We start from the raw sequence: 20,081 nt of genomic DNA, 5'->3' as shown, positions 1-20,081 counted from the left end.
AAAAGAAGGGGATCTTATGAAACAAACGAGGAAACGTTTAGGGGACTTGTTAGTTGAATCAGGGCTCATAACTGAAGAACAATTAATTCAAACCCTTCGTGAAAAAGGTGAAGGACAGAAGCTTGGGGATGCTCTATTACAGCAAGGATATCTTACAGAGACACAGCTTATTGAAGTATTAGAGTTTCAGTTAGGAATTCCCCATGTTAGCTTATATCGGTACCCGTTTGATCAGAAGTTGATTAATCTTGTTCCAAAGGATGTGGCCAAACGTCAGCTAATGATTCCTTTGAAAAAAGAAGGGGACAAGCTCTTTGTCGCCATGGCAGATCCAATGGATTTTTATGCAATTGATGATTTACGTTTATCAACGGGTTTTCAAATTGAAACGGTCATCTCCTCAAAGGATGATATTATACGATCCATTACAAAGTATTACGAAATGGATGAGAGTTTAGATGAACTCCTCACTGACTCCCCAATGGGACAGGCCACAGAAGAGGAAAAAATCACAGATCAAGACTCTCCAATTGTTCGACTTGTCAATCAAGTGCTTCAAAATGCTGTTCAGCAAAAAGCTAGTGATATTCATATTGATCCTCAAGAAACAAAGGTTCTTATTCGTTACCGTGTAGACGGAGTACTTCGAAACGAAAGAGTATTACCGAAGCATATGCAAAGTGTGCTACTTGCGAGAATTAAAATAATGTCAAATTTAAATATAACAGAACACCGAATTCCTCAGGATGGAAGAATGAAAATTGATTTGGACTTCCATCCTATTGATATGCGTGTCTCGACACTTCCAACTGTTTACGGTGAAAAAGTGGTCATGCGAATTCTAGATTTAAGTAATGCCCTTAACGATATTGAAAAATTAGGCTTTAACAAATTAAACCTAAAACGCTTTTCACAAATGATTGAAAAACCGACGGGTATCGTTCTCATAACAGGTCCTACAGGGTCTGGTAAATCGTCTACTCTTTATGCAGCACTAAATAAACGAAACTCTGAAGAGGTCAACATCGTTACAATTGAAGATCCAGTAGAGTATCAGCTTGAAGGAATCAATCAAATTCAAGTCAACAGTAATGTTGGCATGACCTTTGCTAAAGGACTTCGTGCCATTTTAAGACAGGACCCAAATGTTATCATGATTGGGGAGATTCGTGATAAAGAGACAGCAGAGGTAGCCATTCGTGCCTCCTTGACGGGCCATTTGGTGCTAAGTACTCTTCATACAAATGACTCGATCGGCACCATTACAAGATTAGTGGATATGGGAGTAGAACCCTTCCTCGTTGCTTCATCCTTAACAGGAATAGTAGCACAGCGTCTTGTCCGTAAGGTATGTCGTGATTGCAGTAAACCAGAATTACCGACGAAACGAGAAATAGAAATCTTCCAAAAGCGTGGACTTTCCATTGAAAAAATTGTTCGAGGTAAAGGTTGTCCAACCTGTAATATGACTGGCTATAAAGGACGTATGGCCATTCACGAAATTTTAGTAATCAATGATGAGATGAGAAAAGTCATCATGAACGGTGAATCGCTTACTGCACTAAGAGATCTTGCCATACTAAATAAAACCATCTTTTTAGTGGATGATGGATTACTTAAGGTCAAACAGGGACTTACGACAACAGAAGAAATACTACGTGTTGTCTTACCGGAGTAGGTGGATATAATGAGAGAACGAATTGAACATTTATTACGAGCTTCTTTTGAATTGAAGGCCTCTGATATTCATTTAACAGTTGGAGTTCAGCCTATTATGAGAATTAATGGAGACTTGAAGAGGTATGGAAAAGACTTACTAAAGCCAGAAGATACAGAACAAATGGCAAAAGAAATGATTCCTCCTGCCACTTGGAATACGTTCCTTGATAAAGGTGAACTGGATTTCTCATACGGTATTCCTGGAGTCTCAAGATTTCGAGTGAACGCCTATCGGCAACGTTCATGTGTTGCAATGGCCATTCGCATTGTCCCGACTACTATTCCAACATTAGATGATTTAGCTCTTCCAGACATCCTCAAAAAGATAGCAGTTAAGCCTCAAGGACTCGTTCTTGTGACTGGCCCAACAGGTAGTGGGAAATCAACAACACTTGCAAGCATGATTCATTATTTAAATCAAACCGAACGAAAGCACATTATCACCTTAGAGGACCCAATTGAGTATTTGCATAAACATGGAAACTCTATTATTGACCAAAGGGAAATAGGCTTTGACACGATGAATTTTTCTAATGGGTTAAGGTCCTCACTAAGACAGGATCCAGATGTGATTCTAGTTGGAGAAATGAGAGACCTTGAGACCATCCATACAGCAATTACCGCAGCAGAAACGGGTCACTTAGTATTTGGAACACTTCATACTTCAAGTGCTCCTTCTACCATTGACCGGATCATAGATGTATTTCCGGCGAATCAGCAGCCGCAAATTCGCGTTCAGTTAGCTTCTGTTTTGGTAGCGATCATTTCTCAGCGCTTACTACCCAAAAAAGGTGGTTTAGGACGAGTAGCTGCGACAGAAATCCTAATTAAGAATTCGGCTGTTGCCAATTTAATAAGAAATGAAAAAATCCATCAAATTATCAACGTTATGCAAACGAGCCGAGCAGCAGGTATGCACACATTAGAGATGAAGGTAAAAGAATACCTAAATGCAGGTATCATCACTAATGAAGTCGCACAGCATTACTTACAGGAGAATGATTCTAATGCCTAGATTTAAATACCAAGGTCGAGCTACTTCTGGAAAGGTAGATGGTTTAGTCACGAGTCCATCAAAACGAGAAGCAATGATGAAGCTACGTGAGCAAGGCATTCGTGTCTTTGATATTCAAGAAGTAAAGGAAACGTTACTAACAAGAGAGCTAACAATAGGCAATCCTGTAAAACTCCAGCATTTCGTTATTTATTTGCGTCAGTTTGCAACCCTTTTAAAAGCAGGTATTTCAGTAGTGGATGCGACAAAGATATTGAGTCAGCAATCCGCTAGTAAAGTACTGAAAAGAGTATTACTGGATGTAGAGGAAGATTTGCGGTCAGGTCAAGCACTCTCGCAATCATCTAGTAAACATAAAAAAGTATTTACACCGATGTTTATTAATATGGTTCGAGCGGGAGAAGCTAGTGGTAGCTTAGACGAGACTTTAGAGCGACTAGCAGAGCACTATGAAAAACAGCATTATACAAAGCAGAAAATAATATCCGCTCTTGCCTATCCGGTGGTAGTAGGAATAATAGCTGTTGTTGTTGTCATCTTTCTACTCGTCCAGGTTGTACCGACGTTTGTCAGTATGTTTGCTGGTTTTAATGCGGAACTACCACTAATTACACGACTTGTCCTTGATGCAAGTGAATTCATGCAAAAGTTTTGGTGGATAATAATCATTGTTGGGATACTTTCTTATGCCACATTACAAGTATTGAAGCAGCAGAAATCCAGTAGATACTATCTAGACTATCTGCAACTTAAGATTCCAGTATTTGGTCCTATGTTTCAAAAGGCAGCCATTGCTAGGATGACGAGAACATTAAGCTCCTTATTTACAAGCTCTGTTCCGATTCTACAAGCATTGTCGATTGTAGAGGATGTGGTAGAAAACGAAGTGATTGCAAGGGTTATTAACGAATCAAAGGATTCACTTGAGCGAGGAGTATCCTTAACTGAACCGATGAAAAAACATTGGGCGTTCCCTCCACTTGTCACTCAAATGATTGCAATCGGCGAAGAGACAGGATCACTGGATGCAATGCTAGGCAAAATAGCTGATTTTTATGAAAAAGAAGTCGAAAGCTCCACAGATCGACTCAAGTCCCTCATTGAGCCCATTATGATCGTTGTACTTGCCAGTATTGTAGGAACAATCGTGACAGCAATCATTGTGCCAATGTTCGACATATTTAACAAAATAAATTAAAATTTTACAAAAAATGAGTTCTTTTTACAAATTGTTGCTGTATAATAAGGGCTATATACCTATAAAATCTTTAAAAAATTTAGAAATACTAAAGGAGAGAAAAGATCATGTTTCGTTCATTACGTAAAGTGTGGAAAAGTCAAAAAGGTTTAACGCTAATTGAATTACTAGCAGTTGTTGTTATTCTAGGAATTATTGCTGCTATTGCAGTACCTGCTATTGGAAATATTATTAATAATACTCGTGATGATGCAAAAATTGCAGAAGGAATTCAAATTATTAATGGTGCAAAGATTGCATATGCTTCTTCACCAGAGTCCATTTCATTTACTTCAAAAGAACTTGAAGGTTTTGTTCAAAATGTAGATGCAAAGGAAAAAGGTTATTCAGTTACAGTTAGTGCTGAAGGAGTTTTTACTCTTATTAAACATAAATCAGCAGCTCTTGTTCTCAACTCTGATAACGACACTTCAGTTACAGAAGCAGAATTGATCGTAGGCAGAAAATAACAATTAATACTAGCCCCCACCTAACCGGGGGCTTTCCTATAAAGGATGATACATATGATTTTTTTCCTCTATTCCTACATATTCATCATCGGACTCGTTCTCGGTTCATTCTTCAATGTAGTCGGCCTTAGGGTTCCAAACAACGAATCAATCGTTAGACCACGATCAGCCTGTCCGAATTGCCATCAAACGTTAACTCCCCTACAATTAATCCCCGTTGTCTCCTATTTACTTCAACGTGGTAAGTGTCGAACCTGTCAACTACGTATTTCTCCCATATACCCTTCAATTGAGCTCACTAGTGGTCTTTTGTTTGTGGCAGCCTCATTCGTAGTAGGCTGGAGGTTAGAACTTTTTATTGCATGGACGTTTATTTCTTTATTAATGATTATCTTTGTATCGGATATAAAATATATGATTATACCAGATAAAGTCTTGGCTATATTTGCTGTGCTTTTATTAGTAGAACGGCTTAGCTTATCCCCTTTAACCCCGTGGTGGGATTCCTTCTTAGGTGCTGCTGTCGGGATTATTCTGCTCATGACGATTATCGTCGTCAGTAAAGGTGGCATGGGTGGGGGAGATATGAAGCTGTTTGGGGTCATTGGAATTGTACTAGGCTGGAAGCTTGTTCTTGTTGCTTTCTTCTTGTCAACGGTTATTGGAACGCTTGTTGCAACCATAGGACTGCTCATAGGGAAGGTAAAACGAAAGCAACCTTTTCCTTTTGGTCCTTCCATTGTTTGCGGTTCATTACTTACTTATTTCTATGGTGAAAAGATAATTGGATGGTATCTTGGATTTTTTACAAATGGATTTTACTTGTGAGGGGGACGTAAGATGGTCTTTTCATTGCTATCTGGAGTTAATAAACCTGTTAATATAATTATTAAAGACCATGTTATTCGGTATGTCGAATTGAAGCAAGTCTCTCCCCTTGTGATCCATAAGAATGGAGAGCGTTATTTACCCCATGGATTAATTAAAGAAGGTCGTATTATTGACCGTACAACTTTGGTTATGATATTAGAAGAGTGTATTCAGGAATGGGGCCTGAAAAACCGCAAAGTCCGATTTATTGTTCCGGATTCATTTGTCGTGATACGTAAGGTGGAAGTGCCAATAGATATAATGGATGATGAAATCAAGGGATTCCTTCAGTTTGAGTTAGGTACGAGTATTCACTTACCGTTCGAGAACTCAGCTATTGATTTTTCAGTCATTGGCCAGACTACCGATAAGAAGTCGGTTCTTCTATTTGCTTCACCTGAAGCCATTATTTCTGAATACACAGAGCTACTTCAAGAAGTGAAGCTAAAGCCCGTTGAAGCAGACATCTCTCCGCTTAGTCTATATCGACTGTACTTCAACTTGGATCTTGTCAAACAGGATGAGCGATTATTGTTTATTCAATTCGATCATCAATCCGTTAACTTAAGTATTTTTGAGGATTACAAGCCCATTTTTATGAGACAAGTATTAATTGACAGCCCGAGTAAGCTTTGGAGCCGAGAAGATGGTAGTTTTATGTATCAAGGTGAAATGGAAGAGCTTATGCTTCAATTTAATGATATTTACAAGGAAATTGAACGTGTTATGACCTTTTACCGTTTCTCTTTGAATCAAGGTAAGCAGCAGCTTACAAAATTGGTCGTTACAGGGGATCATCCTATGATTACGAAAGTTTTTAAAGAAATCGAAGATCGGTTCGATATTCCAGTAAAGCCATTATCCATTCATGAGCTACCGTTGACGACTAGAATGAACCTAACAAATGGGTTCGAGTTAGCTATTGGACTAGCCCTTAAAGAGGTGTAAATATGTTAATAGAAATTAATTTACTACCTAAAAAAGAAGCAAGGAATTTTGCGAGTATTGTGGTAATCGTAGCTCCACTCCTTTTCGTTTTATTAGTAGTGTCCCTATTTTTACTACAACAGAAGGATGCACAGCAAGAAATAGCTACACTAAAAAACTCTATTCAGACCACTAAATTGACACGAGTTACCTATGAACAAAAGCTTACGAGCTTTAAAGCTTCTGAATCTATAGTTCAGCTTCAAAATACGGTAGATTGGATGGATTCAACCTCGGTTAAGTCAGTTCCTATCCTAGAGCATCTTACTGCTTTATTACCTGAACGAGGATCTATTCAAAACTTTAACTATGGCATAGAAGGAAATATACAAGTAACTGTTCAGTTTGACACATTTCGTCAAGCTGCATACTACTTGAAAGAAATGAAGGATTCTAGCAACTTTACAGAGGTTACAATAGTAAGCCTACTAACGAATCAGCTTTTAAATGAAAACGAGCAAATTAGTACAGTAGAAAAGGTAGCCAATGAAACCTATATTCCACGCTATGTTGCCGTATACGATATTACCATAAATCAGGAAGCATTATTAGATCAACAAAAGGAGGGGAAAAAATGATCCTCCGATTTACTTCTAAGCAAATTAAACTTCTTATTGTGAGTGTTGTTTTAATTATTTTAATCTATGCTGGTTGCTATTATTTATCTTCTTCCAATTGGAAAAATGAAATGAATGTCTTAACTTCTTCCTTAAAGGTTGAAGAGCAGCAGGTCAAACTTTTAGAGGAGACTCTATTGGGTCACCAGGATCAGGCAGTGGAAAGTACGTTAACACTCCAGGAAAAGCTACCTGTTGTGCCTCTAGTTGAGCAGCTCATGCTAGATTTAGAAATGGCCGAAACCATATCCGAGAGCTTTATATCCAATATGAGTTTTACAGAAGGTACTGTCTCACAAGAAAATTCACTGGAACAATTTCAGCAAAGAGAAAAAGAACGAGCAGAAGCCTTGTCAGGTGATAGTGAAGCAAATGCTGAAACGGAAAAGGAAGATACTACCACTACAAGTGACTCAGATACCACACAAGAAAATGAAGTAAACCGTGCAGAAGGTGAAACGTTGAACTCTCTTGGACTTGAAAAAATTGAAGTATCCTTAAGTGTGGAGTCCCCTTCCTATTTTGAAATGAAATCCTTCTTAAATACCATTGAAGGGTTAACTCGAATCGTGCGTGTAGAATCCTTGTCATTTGCTGGTCAACCAGAACTTACGTCTCTTGATCAAACAGTAAATACTCTAAAGTATACGGTTATTATTTCTACGTTCTATTTTCCGAGCCTAGAGGACTTGAAGGATCAGCTTCCTCCTTTAGAAACACCTAGTCCAAGTCAAAAGTTAAATCCCTTTATTTCTTCTACATCAACTCCTGTGAAGGTTGAGGAGAAACTTTTTAAAACAGAGTAGCAGATTTTGACGAAACCTTTCTTAACAAGACGACAAATGTCTTGTTATTTTTTTTGGTCCGTATGTTACAGTTGGTAAAAGTATTCTCCCAAAAATTTTCGACACATTAGGAGGTGTGACATGGACAAGCCTAAGGTTTCTATAAAAATAAATGGAATCAAGCGGTCGTTTTATGAAACGACATCGGACAAGCATGAACAGGTCAATCCTCAAGACAAAGTCTTCCCATCAACTAGCCGTCAAACTGAACATGTCTATCAAGAAAAAAAAGCAGCTCATGATGAACCTAGCTTAGCCAAGGATGAGATAGCTGCTGCTAATGAAGAAAGAGAATTCGACTGGGTCTTACCACAACAAAGCCAGAATACAAAAGATGATTGGGCTGAATCAATCGTTACGATGGATGAGCTACGAAAGAAAAGAAATACAATGTTTGACCCAATCTATGTACCGAGCAAACAAAAGATAAGGAAAAACGAAACATTTCCAATTAAAACTCTCTTTTTAGCTATAATTTCGGCATTAGTGATAGGCACAAGCTTCGGCATGATGGTTCTTCAGATGTTCACCGGTACTCAAGAGCAATCTGTAACTGAACCGAAGCAACCGGCCCAGGCCGTTACTACTCCCGAGGTAAATGGTGGGGGTGAAGACACTAAAGGTCAGGAGCGACAACCAATACTAGGTAGTGTCCCGGTTCTAAATGTTTTTGTTGTGCAAGGTGGAGTGTATTCTTCTGAAGCAGCCGTGACACCTATTGTTGAAGAAATTAAGAGTAAAGGTCTTGCTGGTAAAGTTGTGACCCAAGATGGTAAGTATTATTTGTTCCTCGGAATTGGAGCATCAGACCAAGCTGCCAAAGCCATCCGAACACCGTATGAAGCACATGTCGAGGGTGCATTTGTAAAGAACTTATCAACGCCAGAATTAAATGGAGATACTTCGATTCTTCAAGCGCGACAATTGTTCGATCAGTTGGTTTCATATACGTCCAATTTATATGGATCATTACCAGAAAGTATGAAATGGGAAGAAGTAAGTAAAACAAACGAAATAGTAAAGAGTAAGGATTCAAATTCGACAGTGGATTCTTTCCTGAAATCTGTAAAAGAATCCTATACCTTGGCGGAAGCGTATAAAACGTCCTCATCTAGTCAGGACTTTTGGGCAACACAGCAATCCTTGTTAAATAGTTATCAAATCTATCAAAAATGGATTTTGGAGCAGAAAATAGAATAAAATAATTGTCGAAGTATGGGCATAAGAACAAAGGGAGGAACGTACTATATAGCGTTTCTCCCTTTTTTCATGCTTTTGACATAAAAAATAGGATGCTTGAAAACACTAAAATGTGGTAATAAATAGCTTGTTTTGAAAATTGTCGGTTTTGAAAATGTTTGGTACGATATATCTGTATCTTCCTTTTAAAACCACGTAAAGTTAGGTGATGACATGCAACACCTCATTTTGGCCTCATCGTCTCCAAGACGAAAAGAACTACTTACAAACCTCGGAATTACATTTGAAGTTTCATCTAGCTCAATTGAAGAGATTGTTGATCCATCCGCTACACCCGTGGAAAATGTTCTTTCACTAGCTCAGCAAAAAGCAATGGAGGTAGCCAAACGATTCCCATCCTCTTATGTGATCGGTGCGGACACAATGGTTACACTGGGTTCAATTATTTTGGGAAAGCCAAAAAATGAAGAAGATGCTTTCCGGATGCTTAAGCTTCTCTCTGGTGTAACTCACTCTGTATTGACAGGTGTCTCAATTGTCAAAGATGCTAAGGCAACATCATTCTATGTTGGAACAGATGTAACCTTTTGGGAACTTACAGATGAGGAAATCCATCGCTATATCGAGACCCGAGAACCCTTTGATAAAGCAGGTTCTTATGGTATTCAAGGATTAGGGTCATTGTTTGTTAAGGAAATTAAAGGAGATTATTTCTCTGTTGTGGGTCTACCAATTTCAACATTACTAAGGGAGTTAAAGCAATTTGGGTTTCTCCCTTAAGGGGGTAAAGAACTTTTTATGCAAGGTACTTCGTTAATGATAAGGGATGTTCCACAGGATGAAAGACCGAGAGAACGATTGTTACATGACGGACCTGTTAGTCTTTCAAATCATGAACTTTTAGCCATTCTTTTAAGGACGGGCTCAAAAGAAGAGTCTGTTTTGCAACTGGCGAATAGAATGCTAACTCAATTCGAAGGATTACGCTTACTAAAAGATGCATCGATTGAAGAGCTTACCGGTATGAAAGGAATAGGCCAGACAAAGGCTATCCAAATAATAGCAGCGCTTGAACTAGGTAGAAGAATTAGTAGACTTCAGTATGACGAGAGATATGTAATTCGTTCACCTGAGGATGGGGCTAAATATGTGATGGAGGATATGCGTTTTCTATCACAGGAGCATTTTGTTTGTCTCTATTTAAATACCAAGAATCAAGTTCTCCATCGTCAAACGGTCTTTATCGGTAGTTTAAACGCCTCCATCGTTCATCCGAGAGAAGTATTTAAGGAAGCATTTAGACGCTCAGCAGCCTCCATAATATGCATTCACAATCATCCAAGCGGAGATCCAACTCCGAGTAAGGAAGATATCGAAGTGACGAAGAGACTCACAGAATGCGGAAAAATTATAGGTATTGAGCTTTTAGATCATTTAATTATCGGTGATCAGAAATTTGTTAGCTTAAAAGAAAAGGGCTATGTGTAAAACTATGCTTTTCAAGTCATATCCTATATAATAAGAGTTATGAGTTTTTTTCTATCTAATCAACTTCTGAATGATAAATAAAAATCTAACATAACTTGAATTATAGATGAGCATGTCACGTGCCATTACAACATCACACGGTTAGAAAGGAAGATACATACATGCTTGGTACAAGAGATTTAGGTATAGATTTAGGAACAGCTAATACCCTGGTTTTTGTAAAAGGAAAAGGGATCGTGGTTCGAGAGCCATCTGTAGTAGCACTTCAAACAAATACAAAACAAATCGTAGCAGTCGGTAATGATGCCAAAAACATGATTGGTCGTACACCTGGGAACGTAATAGCAACTCGTCCGATGAAGGATGGCGTTATTGCAGATTATGAAACGACGACTATAATGATTAGATACTACATCCGACAAGCTTTAAAAAACAAGAGCCTTTTCTCAGGAAAGCCTTATGTCATGGTTTGTGTTCCTTCTGGTATCACAGAAGTTGAAGAACGTGCGGTAATCGAATCAACAAAGCAAGCAGGTGCAAGAGACGCATTTACGATTGAAGAACCTTTTGCAGCGGCCATAGGAGCAAATCTTCCCGTTTGGGAGCCAACTGGTAGTATGGTTGTAGATATCGGTGGGGGAACGACTGAGGTTGCGATCATTTCTCTAGGCGGAATTGTCACAAGTCAATCCATTCGCATTGCAGGAGATGAAATGGACGAAGCGATTATGCAATATATTAAGAAGAATTACAATCTATTGATTGGTGAACGTACGGCTGAAATGCTAAAGGTTGAAGCCGGTTCAGCGGGAATTCCTGAAGGTATAGACGACATGGATATCCGTGGCCGTGACTTACTAACAGGATTACCAAAGACCATTGCCATATCAGCTAAAGAAGTAGCAGAAGCTTTAAAGGACACTGTATCTGCCATTGTAGAAGCAGTCAAGGTTACACTTGAAAGAACACCACCAGAACTTGCAGCAGACATCATGGACCGCGGCATTGTTTTAACAGGTGGAGGCGCACTGCTAAGAAATCTCGATAAGGTCATTAGTGAAGAAACGAGTATGCCAGTACTTGTTGCTGAGAACCCGTTAGATTGTGTCGCTATTGGGACTGGTAAATCACTTGATAATATTGATATATTTAAAAACAAAGCGAAATACTCAAACCGTAGATATTAATTAATTGACCTAAGGAAGTTTTTCTTAGGTCTTTCTTGCCGAATATATATAAGTTATAAAGAGGGTGGAGATCATGCCACAGTTTTTCTTAAACAAACGTCTTATTATTCTTCTTGTCAGTATCATCATTCTAGTGGCATTGATTGGTTTTTCTATTAACGACCGTGAGAAGCTGACTTGGCCTGAACAGTTCATTAAAGATTCAGTTGGCGGAGTAGTAAGCATATTCCATTATCCTGCAAACGAGTTAAAGGTCTTTTTCCAAAATGTGAACAGCTTACGAAATACATATAAAGAAAACACCGAGTTAAAAGCAAAATTAGAAGAGTATGTAGAGATGTCCGTAAATGTTAGAACATTAGACGATGAAAATAAAAAACTTCGGGCTTTGCTAGATAAAACAGAAAGTATTCGGGACTATAACGCCATTCAAGCGACTGTCATCGCTAGAAATCCTGATAGATGGCATGAAATTTTGACACTTAACAGAGGAAGTAATCACGGAGTAGAAGCTGATATGCCGGTTATTACATCAGAAGGGCTTGTTGGAAAGGTTCAGTATGTCTCACCTTTTAGTTCGACTATTCAGCTACTTAGTGCTCCAGATCGAACGAACCGAATTGCAGCAATCATCCAAGGGAAAGACAAAACGTTTGGAATTATTGAAGGATATGATGAAACGAGAGAGGCCCTTATATTTAAGAAAATACCCTATGACGCTGATGTTCAAGAAAAAGATATGGTTATCTCATCTGGCTCGGGAGGAGTATTTCCTGAAGGATTAATCATAGGAGAGGTCATTGAAGTGGCTCCAGATGAATATGGTTTAACAAAGACGGCTTATGTAAAACCATCAGCTGACTTTTACGATATTGATCATGTTATTATTGTGGACCGGACGATGATGAGTGAGGCAGATGTTATTGAGGACGAAGAGGTGGAAGAGGAGTGAGAAAGTGGCTTTTACCTTTTTTAGCGATTATTTGCTTTATCTTTGAAAGTGTTTTTGTTCAAATTCTCCCGTCAGAATTTTTTGGGGTAGAGAGAATTATGGTCCCGAGGTTTGTAATGGTCATGATTGTCATCATTACCATGTTTACGAGGGTGTCGACGGGGATGACCTACGGATTCGTGCTCGGATTATTATATGACTTAATGTATACAAATTTAATCGGTGTCTATACGTTTTCATTCACGCTTTTAGCTTATATCGTTGCTAGTATTATGCGAGTTCTGCACATCAATACGCTAACCGTAACAATTGTCAGTTTATTCACCATCTCTATCTTGGACTTCTTTGTTTACGGTATCCAACTACTTATAAAGGCAACATCCATACCGGTGGAGTATTTTCTAACCATTCGCTTACTTCCGACATTGATTTTGAATTTAGCGTTTGTTATTTTATTCTTTATTCCACTTAGAAAACATTTTTTCTTAATACTTGATACAAATAAGGATGAGTGATGTACAATAAAACTTGGCAGATGCCAAGTTTTTTTGGACTTGAAAAATACATAAGCATTTTAGAGGCTCATTTATATATGACTTTATTAGAAGATTTTTTTGTAATCGAAGAGGAAAAACGAGTAGCATGTCGAAATTTTAATGTATGAGGTGAAGGGTAAGTGATGGGACATAAGCATCAATATGTGACAATCAAAGGGACTAAGGATGGCTTAACGTTACATCTCGATGATCGTTGTTCGTTCCAAGAACTACTAACGGAAATTGAGGAAAAGCTATCTGCCAATCAACAAATACTGCCAGATAGTCCTCCATTAGAAGTCCATGTAAAAGTAGGAACTAGGTATATAACAAACTCGCAAGAAGAAATATTAAGAAAATTAATACGGAAGAAAAAGAACTTCACAGTGGGATCCATAGAAAGTGAAGTTATTACTAAAGTAGAAGCACTAAAATGGATGAAACAATCAGGAATGACCACAGTTTGCAGAATGGTACGGTCTGGTCAAGTGTTAGAGGTTCCAGGTGACTTACTGTTAATTGGTGATGTGAATCCTGGTGGGTCCGTTATTGCAGATGGAAATATATTTGTGATGGGTGCATTACGTGGACAAGCCTATGCGGGTCGGGACGGAAGGAAGGAAGCCGTTATTGTTGCCTCTGTTATGAAACCTGCACAGCTGAAAATATGTGATATTATAAATAGAGCCCCAGATCGATTCCAAGACTCAAAAAACGAGATGGAATGTGCTTATATCAATGAGAAAGAACAAATTATGATAGACCGATTACAGGTTTTATCTTTGCTTAGACCGGATTTAAGTTTAAGGATATTAGAGAGGGGTGTGTAACGTGGGAGAAGCTATAGTTATAACATCTGGTAAGGGTGGAGTAGGTAAAACGACAACTTCAGCAAATATCGGAACCGCGTTGGCTCTTGTAGGTAAACGTGTTTGTCTAGTAGATACAGATATAGGTCTTCGGAATTTAGACGTAGTAATGGGACTAGAAAATCGAATAATCTATGATCTTGTTGATGTTGTAGAAAATCGTTGCAAGATTCATCAAGCCTTAATTAAAGATAAAAGGTTTGAGTGTTTATTTTTATTGCCTGCTGCCCAAACCGTTGATAAGTCAGCTGTTAGTCCAGAGCAAATGAAGAAACTAATAACGGAGCTAAAGCAGGATTACGATTATGTAATTATTGATTGCCCAGCTGGAATTGAACAAGGTTATAAAAATGCAGTGGCAGGAGCAGATAAAGCAATTGTTGTCACGACTCCAGAGCTATCATCTGTCAGAGATGCAGATCGAATAATAGGATTACTAGAAAAAGAAAAGATTGAGCCACCCAAGTTAATTGTTAACCGTATTCGAAACCATATGGTAAAAAGTGGGGAAATGCTTGATGTTGACGAAATTGTCAATATCTTATCTATCGATTTAATAGGAATTGTAGCGGATGATGATAGTGTAATTCGTGCTTCAAATAGTGGGGAGCCTATAGTCCTTGATCCAACTAGCAAAGCATCACTAGCCTATCGAAATATAGCCAGAAGAATTTTAGGAGAGTCTGTGCCTCTTCAATTACTAGATGAGGACAAAGGTGTCTTTTCAAAGGTAAAGAAATTTTTTGGAATTCGTTAAATAGATGAAACCTTTTGAAATTAGGCTTTATAAATACAAAGTAATTCCTGAGCATCCCAAATTTGGGGTGTTTTTTTGTTTCTATTTTGAATCAACATTCAATTTGAACAGAGTTTTTTAGCATATATGTTCAGGACAAGTCATAAAATGTACAAACTCTATCTAAGGGAATGATGAGAAACATGAGTCAACGAGCGGATGAAATTCGTAAGCGTATTGCGAATCGACAAAGAGAAAAAAAGCAATATTCTAGTCATCAGTCACCTCGAAGTGAAAACCCGGTGCCAAACTATTTTGCAAGAGATGAAGAACGACATGGAGTCGCACCATTTGATTCTTATGAAGGTGGATTAAATACAAATTCACACCCTTTGTTTAAAAAAGAATGGTTGATGTTTAAAATTTTGGGAGCTGCATGCCTTCTCCTTGTAGTTGCCATTATGTATAAAGATGGATCAGCACGATTAGAGCCTGCTCGTGAATTTGTCACAAAAACGATGGAAAACGATTTTCAATTTGCTGCAGTGACTACTTGGTACGAAGGTCAATTTGGCAAACCGTTAGCTCTATTACCGGTTAGTCTGCAAAAAGAAACGGCAGAAACGTCAAAGCAATATGCTGTGCCAGCCTCTGGAATGAAAATCTTAGAAAACTTCGAGAAAAACGGGCAAGGTATTATGGTTGAAACAGCCAGTAATTCTGCAGTTGAAGCGATTAATGGGGGCTACGTCAATTCCATTGGACAAGAGGATGGTATCGGTGGGATTACGGTCAAAGTTCAGCATAGTGATGGAACAGAATCATGGTATGGAAACTTAGGAGATACAGAAGTTCTCTTATATCAATTTATTGAAAAAGGAACAGAGATTGGAAAATCTTCTCAGGCTAGTGATGGAGTCAATGGGACCTTTTATTTCGCAATCAAAAAAGATGATAGTTTTATTGATCCAATTCAGGTGATTAACATTGAGTAAGAGGGTTTTGGAACTCACACAAAAATTCAGCATACACCCATTATTCTGGTTCATAATTGGGATTAGTATCGTAACTGGCCACTTTAGAGAACTAATAATGGTTTTCCTGATTGTGCTATGTCATGAAATGGGTCATGCTGGAATGGCCCTTTTTTTTCGTTGGAGAATAAAAAAAATTCAACTTCTACCATTTGGGGGAGTTGTGGAGCTAGATGAGCACGGAAATCGGCCATTAAAGGAAGAACTTCTTGTGATACTTGCCGGTCCCATACAACATATTTGGTTACTTGGGGTAGCTTATTTAGGCTACTTAGCTAACTTTATATCATCTCAAAACTTCGAGTTATTTATTTTTCATAATGTTATGATTCTATGTTTTAATTTGTTACCTATTTGGCCTCTAGATGGTGGCAAGCTATTATTTGTCTTTTTCTCTTGGAAACTGCCCTTTTCAAAAGCACACCGTATGACTATGCTAGTTTCAAGTATCTTGTTAGTTCTTTTTGCCATTATTACTTTTACCATACAACCGAGTCACTTAAACTCGTGGGTCATTTTTTCCTTTTTACTTTTCTCCCTATATATGGAATGGAAGCAAGGCTCCTATGTATATATTCGCTTTTTGCTAGAACGATACTACGGGAAGCAGCAACATTTCACCAGGCTAAAGCCTTTGCTTGTAAAAGAAACGGATTACATTATGGACGTATTAAATAAATTCTCTCGTGGCTATAAACATTCAATAGTTATTGTGGAAAATAGTAAACAAAGTGTTGAACTCGATGAAAATGAACTGTTACATGCTTATTTTTCAAAAAAACTCACATCAATTAAGATGAAGGATTTAATTCGCGATTATTGACTTCTGCTCTAAACTACCAGTAAAGTGTAACTAATGTATACATAAAGTGGTGAATAGAAGTTGAAAAGAACATTGATAATGAACCTACTGTCGTCTGAAAAAAGAGTAGCTGTCCTAGAAAATAATAAGGCAGTTGAGTTTTATTTTAGCCATCCATCTTCTGTGGACTTGAATGGAAACATCTATATGGGCCGAGTAACAAAGGTACTTCCTGGTATGCAAGCTGCGTTTGTTGATATCGGATTAGAAAAGAACGGTTTCCTTCATCGTGATCAACTGCATTCTTTTCAGTCGTATCCTCTATCGATAGAAGAAAGAAAAAAGAAGAATATAAGTGAATTTGTGCGAGAAGGAGAGCTTTTACTCGTGCAGGTAGAGAAGAATAGTGTGGGGACGAAAGGCACCAAATTAACCAATATGATTGAATTCCCTGGTCAATATGTTGTATATGTACCAAATGGAGATTATATTGCTGTCTCAAAAAAAATGGGAAGTGAAGCAATCAGATCTCTTTGGAAAAGCGAGATGCAATCTCTTCTTTCTGACCATGAGGGTGTTATCGTGCGAACAGCAGCACAAGAGCAGATTCCACTCATTGTAACTCAAGAGCTCAACCGGCTTAGAAATGAATACAAAGAAATAAGAAATATAATGATTGAGACAAAACGTCCTACCTTGCTTAAAAGCTTTGACAGGATGTCTGATAAGTTGATTCAAGACATTGGAATATCTACAATTGATGAAATCGTAGTCGATGAATTGGATGCTTACAAGCGATTAAGAGACATGTATCCGCAGGTGAAATTCTCCTACCATTTAAAAAGAGAAAATATATTTTCTCATTATGAAATTGAACAAGAAATAGAGAAACTAAACAAAAAAACAGTGTGGCTTCCTAATGGCTCCTATCTAGTTTTTGAACATACTGAGGCTATGACGATTATTGATGTTAACACTGGTAAATTCACGGGAAAGACTAATCTTAAGGATACTGTTTGGAAAACCAATGAACAAGCAGCATTAGAGGTTGCTCGGCAAATTCGTTTCCGTGATATAGGTGGAATGATTTTAGTTGATTTTATTGATATGAAATCAGTAGACGAACGGAATCGAATTATCGAGTTAATGAAACAACAAGTAACTCAAGACCGGACGAGAACAATTGTTTATGGGTTTACACAATTAGGCATTCTTGAAATAACACGTAAAAGAGTGAGGGAAACTCTTTTTTTACAGCGAATGGAAGCGTGTCATACATGTGGAAATGGGTTTGTTCCATCGAAATATTCTCTAGCCTATAAGCTTGAACGAGAATTACTTGAACTAAGAGGATATGATGCTGAGGCAATCTGGGTGGAAGCAACTAAGGATATTTTAGACATTTTCACCAATCAAAATACTCAGCTTCAAGAAACGGTAGAGAACAACTTACATATGAACCTTTTTTTTACTGAACGAGTAGATTCGAAGCCAACTTATGTTTTACGGCATATAGGTTCCGTCAAAGAAATTGAAGATCGACTAAATATTGGTTGACTAGTAAATTGCCTTGTGATAACATTGGTATGTTATTGTTTGTAGCGGCACCCGTGCTACAACCGCACAGAATAGGTTTTACTGAAAAGTTGACAAACTTAGCAAGAAGATTAATTCGAAAGACGAAGAGATCCACAAGCGTTATTGTTTGTCAAATACCTGTAATGGCGAGTCTGGGTATACTAAGGAGGTGCAAGTATGTACGCAATTATTGAAACTGGTGGTAAGCAAGTAAAAGTTGAACAAGGCCAAGCTATCTACATTGAAAAATTAGAAGCAGGTGAAGGTGATACTGTTACGTTTGACAAGGTTCTTTTCGTAGGTGGAGACAACGTTAAAGTTGGTAGCCCACTAGTAGAAGGAGCAACTGTTTCGGCAAAGGTAGAAAAGCAAGGTCGTGCTAAGAAGATTACTGTCTTCAAGTATAAGGCTAAGAAAAACTATCACCGTAAACTAGGTCATCGTCAACCGTATACTAAAGTTGTTATTGAAACAATCAACGCATAAGGTTTACTTTTATGATTGAAATTACAATAACCCGGTCATTAAATCGACTCTTACAATCGGTTACGATTGAAGGTCATGCTGAATTTGATGAACCAGGAAAAGATATTGTTTGTGCAGGTGTATCTGCCGTTTCATTTGGTGCAGCAAATGCAGTTGAAGAACTGTGTGGTGTAGTTCTCCAAGTGGAACAAGGGAAGAGTGGATTTCTCCGCTTTGTGATTCCAACAAATGATAGTGGTATCATTCAAGATAAAGTTCAGTTACTTATGGAAAGTATGCTTGTATCACTCCAAACAATTGAAAGATCCTATTCGGATTTTATAACTATTACAACTAACAAGTAAAATAATAGGAGGTGGATTCAATGTTAAGATTAGACCTTCAGTTTTTCGCATCTAAAAAGGGTGTAGGTTCTACAAGAAACGGACGTGACTCTCAGTCAAAGCGTCTTGGAGCTAAGCGTGCTGACGGACAATTTGTATCAGGTGGTTCAATTCTTTACCGTCAACGCGGTACTAAGATTTATGCAGGTTTAAATGTTGGACGTGGTGGTGACGACACTCTATTTGCAAAGGTTGACGGAGTGGTTAAGTTTGAACGACTTGGCCGTGACCGTAAGCAAGTAAGTGTATATCCTACTGCTCAAGAAGCGTAAAACATACATTCACAAACTCTAACCTTTGTAAGGTTAGAGTTTGTTTTTTGTTCTTGAAATGTAAACTTCGAATATTTGTTGGTTAACAATGAATTCTAGCAAGACATTCTTTTATTGCTAAAACTTTGTTATAATGACAAATACATGTAGAGTTGTATTTAATATGAGAATCGCATAAGTGGTGCAAGTCTCGTGAAAGGGAGTGTGTCCATGAAGGATTGGAATGTAGTAGAGGTATTACAGCACTCACGCCATGACTGGTTAAACAAGCTGCAGCTAATTAAGGGGAACTTGGCGTTAGATCGAATAGAACGCGCGAAAGAGATCATTGAAGAGATCGTGATCGAAGCGCAAAATGAGGCTAAGCTGACCAATCTTCAATTACGAGATTTAGCAGGATTTTTAATGACCTACAACTGGGAATGCCATCATTTCATTCTTGAGTTTGAGGTTCTAGGAGATCCCATTAATCTATCCCATTATGATGTTCATATAAAGAATTGGTGTGAACAATTTTTTACTATATTAGACGAATCAGTTATGAAAATTGGTGATAATCACCTAAGTATTTCCATTGACCCAATCGGCACAGAAGTCCGTTTCTTTTTTGATTTTAATGGAACAATAACAGATACACGTAAAGTAAAAGAATGGCTTCAATCACAAGATTGGATTGAAATGATTAAGCTATCTGATCTACATGTTAATGAAAATGAATTATCTATTGAAATACGGATTGGTTCGTAACGTTTATTTTTTTTACTGAGATAGTAGAAAAAACAAAAGCATTTCAACAAA

23 protein-coding genes and 1 other annotated feature are annotated in these 20,081 nt (G+C 37.9%); all 23 genes read left to right on the top strand.

The annotated features are described in order from the left end of the window. The first annotated feature begins 16 nt into the window (after positions 1-16). The 23 genes from ACOI1C_RS03465 (at position 17) to ACOI1C_RS03355 (ending at position 20,030) form a co-directional block, all read left to right on the top strand. Entirely contained in the window at positions 17-1,678 is a 1,662-nt protein-coding gene (locus ACOI1C_RS03465; protein ID WP_422508018.1) for a GspE/PulE family protein, read from the top strand. A 9-nt stretch (positions 1,679-1,687) separates the two neighbouring features. Further along, complete coding sequence (locus ACOI1C_RS03460; protein ID WP_422508016.1) at positions 1,688-2,734, top strand: type IV pilus twitching motility protein PilT; 1,047 nt, start codon at positions 1,688-1,690, stop codon at positions 2,732-2,734. After that, positions 2,727-3,932, top strand: a complete 1,206-nt coding sequence (locus tag ACOI1C_RS03455) for a type II secretion system F family protein (protein WP_422508014.1) — start codon at positions 2,727-2,729, stop codon at positions 3,930-3,932. Before ACOI1C_RS03460 ends, ACOI1C_RS03455 begins: the two co-directional genes overlap by 8 nt. A gap of 107 nt (positions 3,933-4,039) precedes the next feature. Continuing rightward, positions 4,040-4,441 (top strand): type II secretion system protein, encoded by a 402-nt coding sequence (locus ACOI1C_RS03450; protein ID WP_422508012.1) that lies wholly within the window; start codon positions 4,040-4,042, stop codon positions 4,439-4,441. A gap of 54 nt (positions 4,442-4,495) precedes the next feature. After that, a complete protein-coding gene (locus tag ACOI1C_RS03445) occupies positions 4,496-5,269 on the top strand; it encodes a prepilin peptidase (protein WP_422508010.1) in 774 nt (257 codons plus the stop codon). A gap of 12 nt (positions 5,270-5,281) precedes the next feature. Further along, entirely contained in the window at positions 5,282-6,259 is a 978-nt protein-coding gene (gene pilM, locus ACOI1C_RS03440; RefSeq protein ID WP_422508008.1) for a type IV pilus biogenesis protein PilM, read from the top strand. Between the two features lie 2 nt (positions 6,260-6,261). After that, positions 6,262-6,876, top strand: a complete 615-nt coding sequence (locus tag ACOI1C_RS03435; protein WP_422508006.1) for a hypothetical protein — start codon at positions 6,262-6,264, stop codon at positions 6,874-6,876. Next, positions 6,873-7,721 (top strand): hypothetical protein, encoded by an 849-nt coding sequence (locus ACOI1C_RS03430; protein ID WP_422508005.1) that lies wholly within the window; start codon positions 6,873-6,875, stop codon positions 7,719-7,721. Before ACOI1C_RS03435 ends, ACOI1C_RS03430 begins: the two co-directional genes overlap by 4 nt. Before the next feature lie 120 nt (positions 7,722-7,841). Then, positions 7,842-8,960: a hypothetical protein gene (locus ACOI1C_RS03425; RefSeq protein WP_422508003.1), complete on the top strand. Its 1,119-nt coding sequence runs from the start codon at positions 7,842-7,844 to the stop codon at positions 8,958-8,960. A gap of 213 nt (positions 8,961-9,173) precedes the next feature. After that, positions 9,174-9,740, top strand: a complete 567-nt coding sequence (locus ACOI1C_RS03420) for a Maf family protein (protein WP_422508001.1) — start codon at positions 9,174-9,176, stop codon at positions 9,738-9,740. 18 nt (positions 9,741-9,758) lie between these two features. After that, entirely contained in the window at positions 9,759-10,448 is a 690-nt protein-coding gene (gene radC, locus ACOI1C_RS03415; protein WP_422507999.1) for a RadC family protein, read from the top strand. Between the two features lie 161 nt (positions 10,449-10,609). Beyond that, complete coding sequence (locus ACOI1C_RS03410) at positions 10,610-11,635, top strand: rod shape-determining protein (RefSeq protein ID WP_422507997.1); 1,026 nt, start codon at positions 10,610-10,612, stop codon at positions 11,633-11,635. 73 nt (positions 11,636-11,708) lie between these two features. Further along, positions 11,709-12,587, top strand: coding sequence for a rod shape-determining protein MreC (gene mreC, locus ACOI1C_RS03405; protein ID WP_422507996.1), 879 nt, complete (start codon positions 11,709-11,711; stop codon positions 12,585-12,587). Then, on the top strand, positions 12,584-13,102 hold the full coding sequence (mreD, locus tag ACOI1C_RS03400; RefSeq protein ID WP_422507994.1) for a rod shape-determining protein MreD: 519 nt from the start codon (positions 12,584-12,586) through the stop codon (positions 13,100-13,102). The genes mreC and mreD overlap by 4 nt, the downstream gene beginning before the upstream one ends. Positions 13,103-13,266: 164 nt before the next feature. Continuing rightward, positions 13,267-13,953 (top strand): septum site-determining protein MinC, encoded by a 687-nt coding sequence (gene minC / locus ACOI1C_RS03395; protein WP_422508173.1) that lies wholly within the window; start codon positions 13,267-13,269, stop codon positions 13,951-13,953. 1 nt (position 13,954) lies between these two features. Further along, entirely contained in the window at positions 13,955-14,749 is a 795-nt protein-coding gene (gene minD / locus ACOI1C_RS03390) for a septum site-determining protein MinD (RefSeq protein ID WP_422507992.1), read from the top strand. Between the two features lie 182 nt (positions 14,750-14,931). Beyond that, the gene (locus ACOI1C_RS03385) at positions 14,932-15,723 is read left to right on the top strand and encodes a peptidoglycan DD-metalloendopeptidase family protein (protein ID WP_422507990.1); all 792 of its coding nucleotides are present in this window, start codon (positions 14,932-14,934) and stop codon (positions 15,721-15,723) included. Next, positions 15,716-16,585, top strand: coding sequence for a M50 family metallopeptidase (locus tag ACOI1C_RS03380; protein WP_422507988.1), 870 nt, complete (start codon positions 15,716-15,718; stop codon positions 16,583-16,585). The genes ACOI1C_RS03385 and ACOI1C_RS03380 overlap by 8 nt, the downstream gene beginning before the upstream one ends. Positions 16,586-16,645: 60 nt before the next feature. Further along, positions 16,646-18,121 (top strand): Rne/Rng family ribonuclease, encoded by a 1,476-nt coding sequence (locus ACOI1C_RS03375; protein WP_422507986.1) that lies wholly within the window; start codon positions 16,646-16,648, stop codon positions 18,119-18,121. A gap of 50 nt (positions 18,122-18,171) precedes the next feature. Further along, positions 18,172-18,306 (top strand) — a sequence feature (ribosomal protein L21 leader region). A 13-nt stretch (positions 18,307-18,319) separates the two neighbouring features. Then, the gene (rplU, locus tag ACOI1C_RS03370) at positions 18,320-18,628 is read left to right on the top strand and encodes a 50S ribosomal protein L21 (protein ID WP_422507984.1); all 309 of its coding nucleotides are present in this window, start codon (positions 18,320-18,322) and stop codon (positions 18,626-18,628) included. 11 nt (positions 18,629-18,639) lie between these two features. Next, positions 18,640-18,972 (top strand): ribosomal-processing cysteine protease Prp, encoded by a 333-nt coding sequence (locus ACOI1C_RS03365; protein WP_422507982.1) that lies wholly within the window; start codon positions 18,640-18,642, stop codon positions 18,970-18,972. A gap of 20 nt (positions 18,973-18,992) precedes the next feature. Then, the gene (rpmA, locus tag ACOI1C_RS03360) at positions 18,993-19,283 is read left to right on the top strand and encodes a 50S ribosomal protein L27 (RefSeq protein ID WP_422507980.1); all 291 of its coding nucleotides are present in this window, start codon (positions 18,993-18,995) and stop codon (positions 19,281-19,283) included. 210 nt (positions 19,284-19,493) lie between these two features. Further along, entirely contained in the window at positions 19,494-20,030 is a 537-nt protein-coding gene (locus tag ACOI1C_RS03355; RefSeq protein WP_422507978.1) for a Spo0B C-terminal domain-containing protein, read from the top strand. Positions 20,031-20,081 lie beyond the last annotated feature (51 nt).

Origin of the sequence: Bacillus sp. DJP31 (assembly GCF_049310945.1) — a bacterium.
Taxonomy (GTDB): Bacteria; Bacillota; Bacilli; order Bacillales; family SA4; genus Bacillus_BS.
The sequence above is the reverse complement of the archived record's forward strand: the minus strand, read 5'-3'. Positions and strand labels throughout refer to the sequence as shown.

What these genes read in the sequence shown, in the direction of transcription:
- ACOI1C_RS03450 (WP_422508012.1), top strand. Translation starts at nt 4,040, where the DNA reads ATGTTTCGTTCATTACGTAAAGTGTGGAAAAGTCAAAAAGGTTTAACG.
- ACOI1C_RS03355 (WP_422507978.1), top strand. Translation starts at nt 19,494, where the DNA reads ATGAAGGATTGGAATGTAGTAGAGGTATTACAGCACTCACGCCATGAC.
- ACOI1C_RS03435 (WP_422508006.1), top strand. Translation starts at nt 6,262, where the DNA reads ATGTTAATAGAAATTAATTTACTACCTAAAAAAGAAGCAAGGAATTTT.
- pilM (WP_422508008.1), top strand. Translation starts at nt 5,282, where the DNA reads ATGGTCTTTTCATTGCTATCTGGAGTTAATAAACCTGTTAATATAATT.
- ACOI1C_RS03445 (WP_422508010.1), top strand. Translation starts at nt 4,496, where the DNA reads ATGATTTTTTTCCTCTATTCCTACATATTCATCATCGGACTCGTTCTC.
- ACOI1C_RS03410 (WP_422507997.1), top strand. Translation starts at nt 10,610, where the DNA reads ATGCTTGGTACAAGAGATTTAGGTATAGATTTAGGAACAGCTAATACC.
- ACOI1C_RS03420 (WP_422508001.1), top strand. Translation starts at nt 9,174, where the DNA reads ATGCAACACCTCATTTTGGCCTCATCGTCTCCAAGACGAAAAGAACTA.
- ACOI1C_RS03460 (WP_422508016.1), top strand. Translation starts at nt 1,688, where the DNA reads ATGAGAGAACGAATTGAACATTTATTACGAGCTTCTTTTGAATTGAAG.
- ACOI1C_RS03465 (WP_422508018.1), top strand. Translation starts at nt 17, where the DNA reads ATGAAACAAACGAGGAAACGTTTAGGGGACTTGTTAGTTGAATCAGGG.
- mreC (WP_422507996.1), top strand. Translation starts at nt 11,709, where the DNA reads ATGCCACAGTTTTTCTTAAACAAACGTCTTATTATTCTTCTTGTCAGT.
- minC (WP_422508173.1), top strand. Translation starts at nt 13,267, where the DNA reads ATGGGACATAAGCATCAATATGTGACAATCAAAGGGACTAAGGATGGC.
- ACOI1C_RS03365 (WP_422507982.1), top strand. Translation starts at nt 18,640, where the DNA reads ATGATTGAAATTACAATAACCCGGTCATTAAATCGACTCTTACAATCG.
- radC (WP_422507999.1), top strand. Translation starts at nt 9,759, where the DNA reads ATGCAAGGTACTTCGTTAATGATAAGGGATGTTCCACAGGATGAAAGA.
- ACOI1C_RS03425 (WP_422508003.1), top strand. Translation starts at nt 7,842, where the DNA reads ATGGACAAGCCTAAGGTTTCTATAAAAATAAATGGAATCAAGCGGTCG.
- ACOI1C_RS03430 (WP_422508005.1), top strand. Translation starts at nt 6,873, where the DNA reads ATGATCCTCCGATTTACTTCTAAGCAAATTAAACTTCTTATTGTGAGT.
- ACOI1C_RS03455 (WP_422508014.1), top strand. Translation starts at nt 2,727, where the DNA reads ATGCCTAGATTTAAATACCAAGGTCGAGCTACTTCTGGAAAGGTAGAT.
- rplU (WP_422507984.1), top strand. Translation starts at nt 18,320, where the DNA reads ATGTACGCAATTATTGAAACTGGTGGTAAGCAAGTAAAAGTTGAACAA.
- rpmA (WP_422507980.1), top strand. Translation starts at nt 18,993, where the DNA reads ATGTTAAGATTAGACCTTCAGTTTTTCGCATCTAAAAAGGGTGTAGGT.
- ACOI1C_RS03385 (WP_422507990.1), top strand. Translation starts at nt 14,932, where the DNA reads ATGAGTCAACGAGCGGATGAAATTCGTAAGCGTATTGCGAATCGACAA.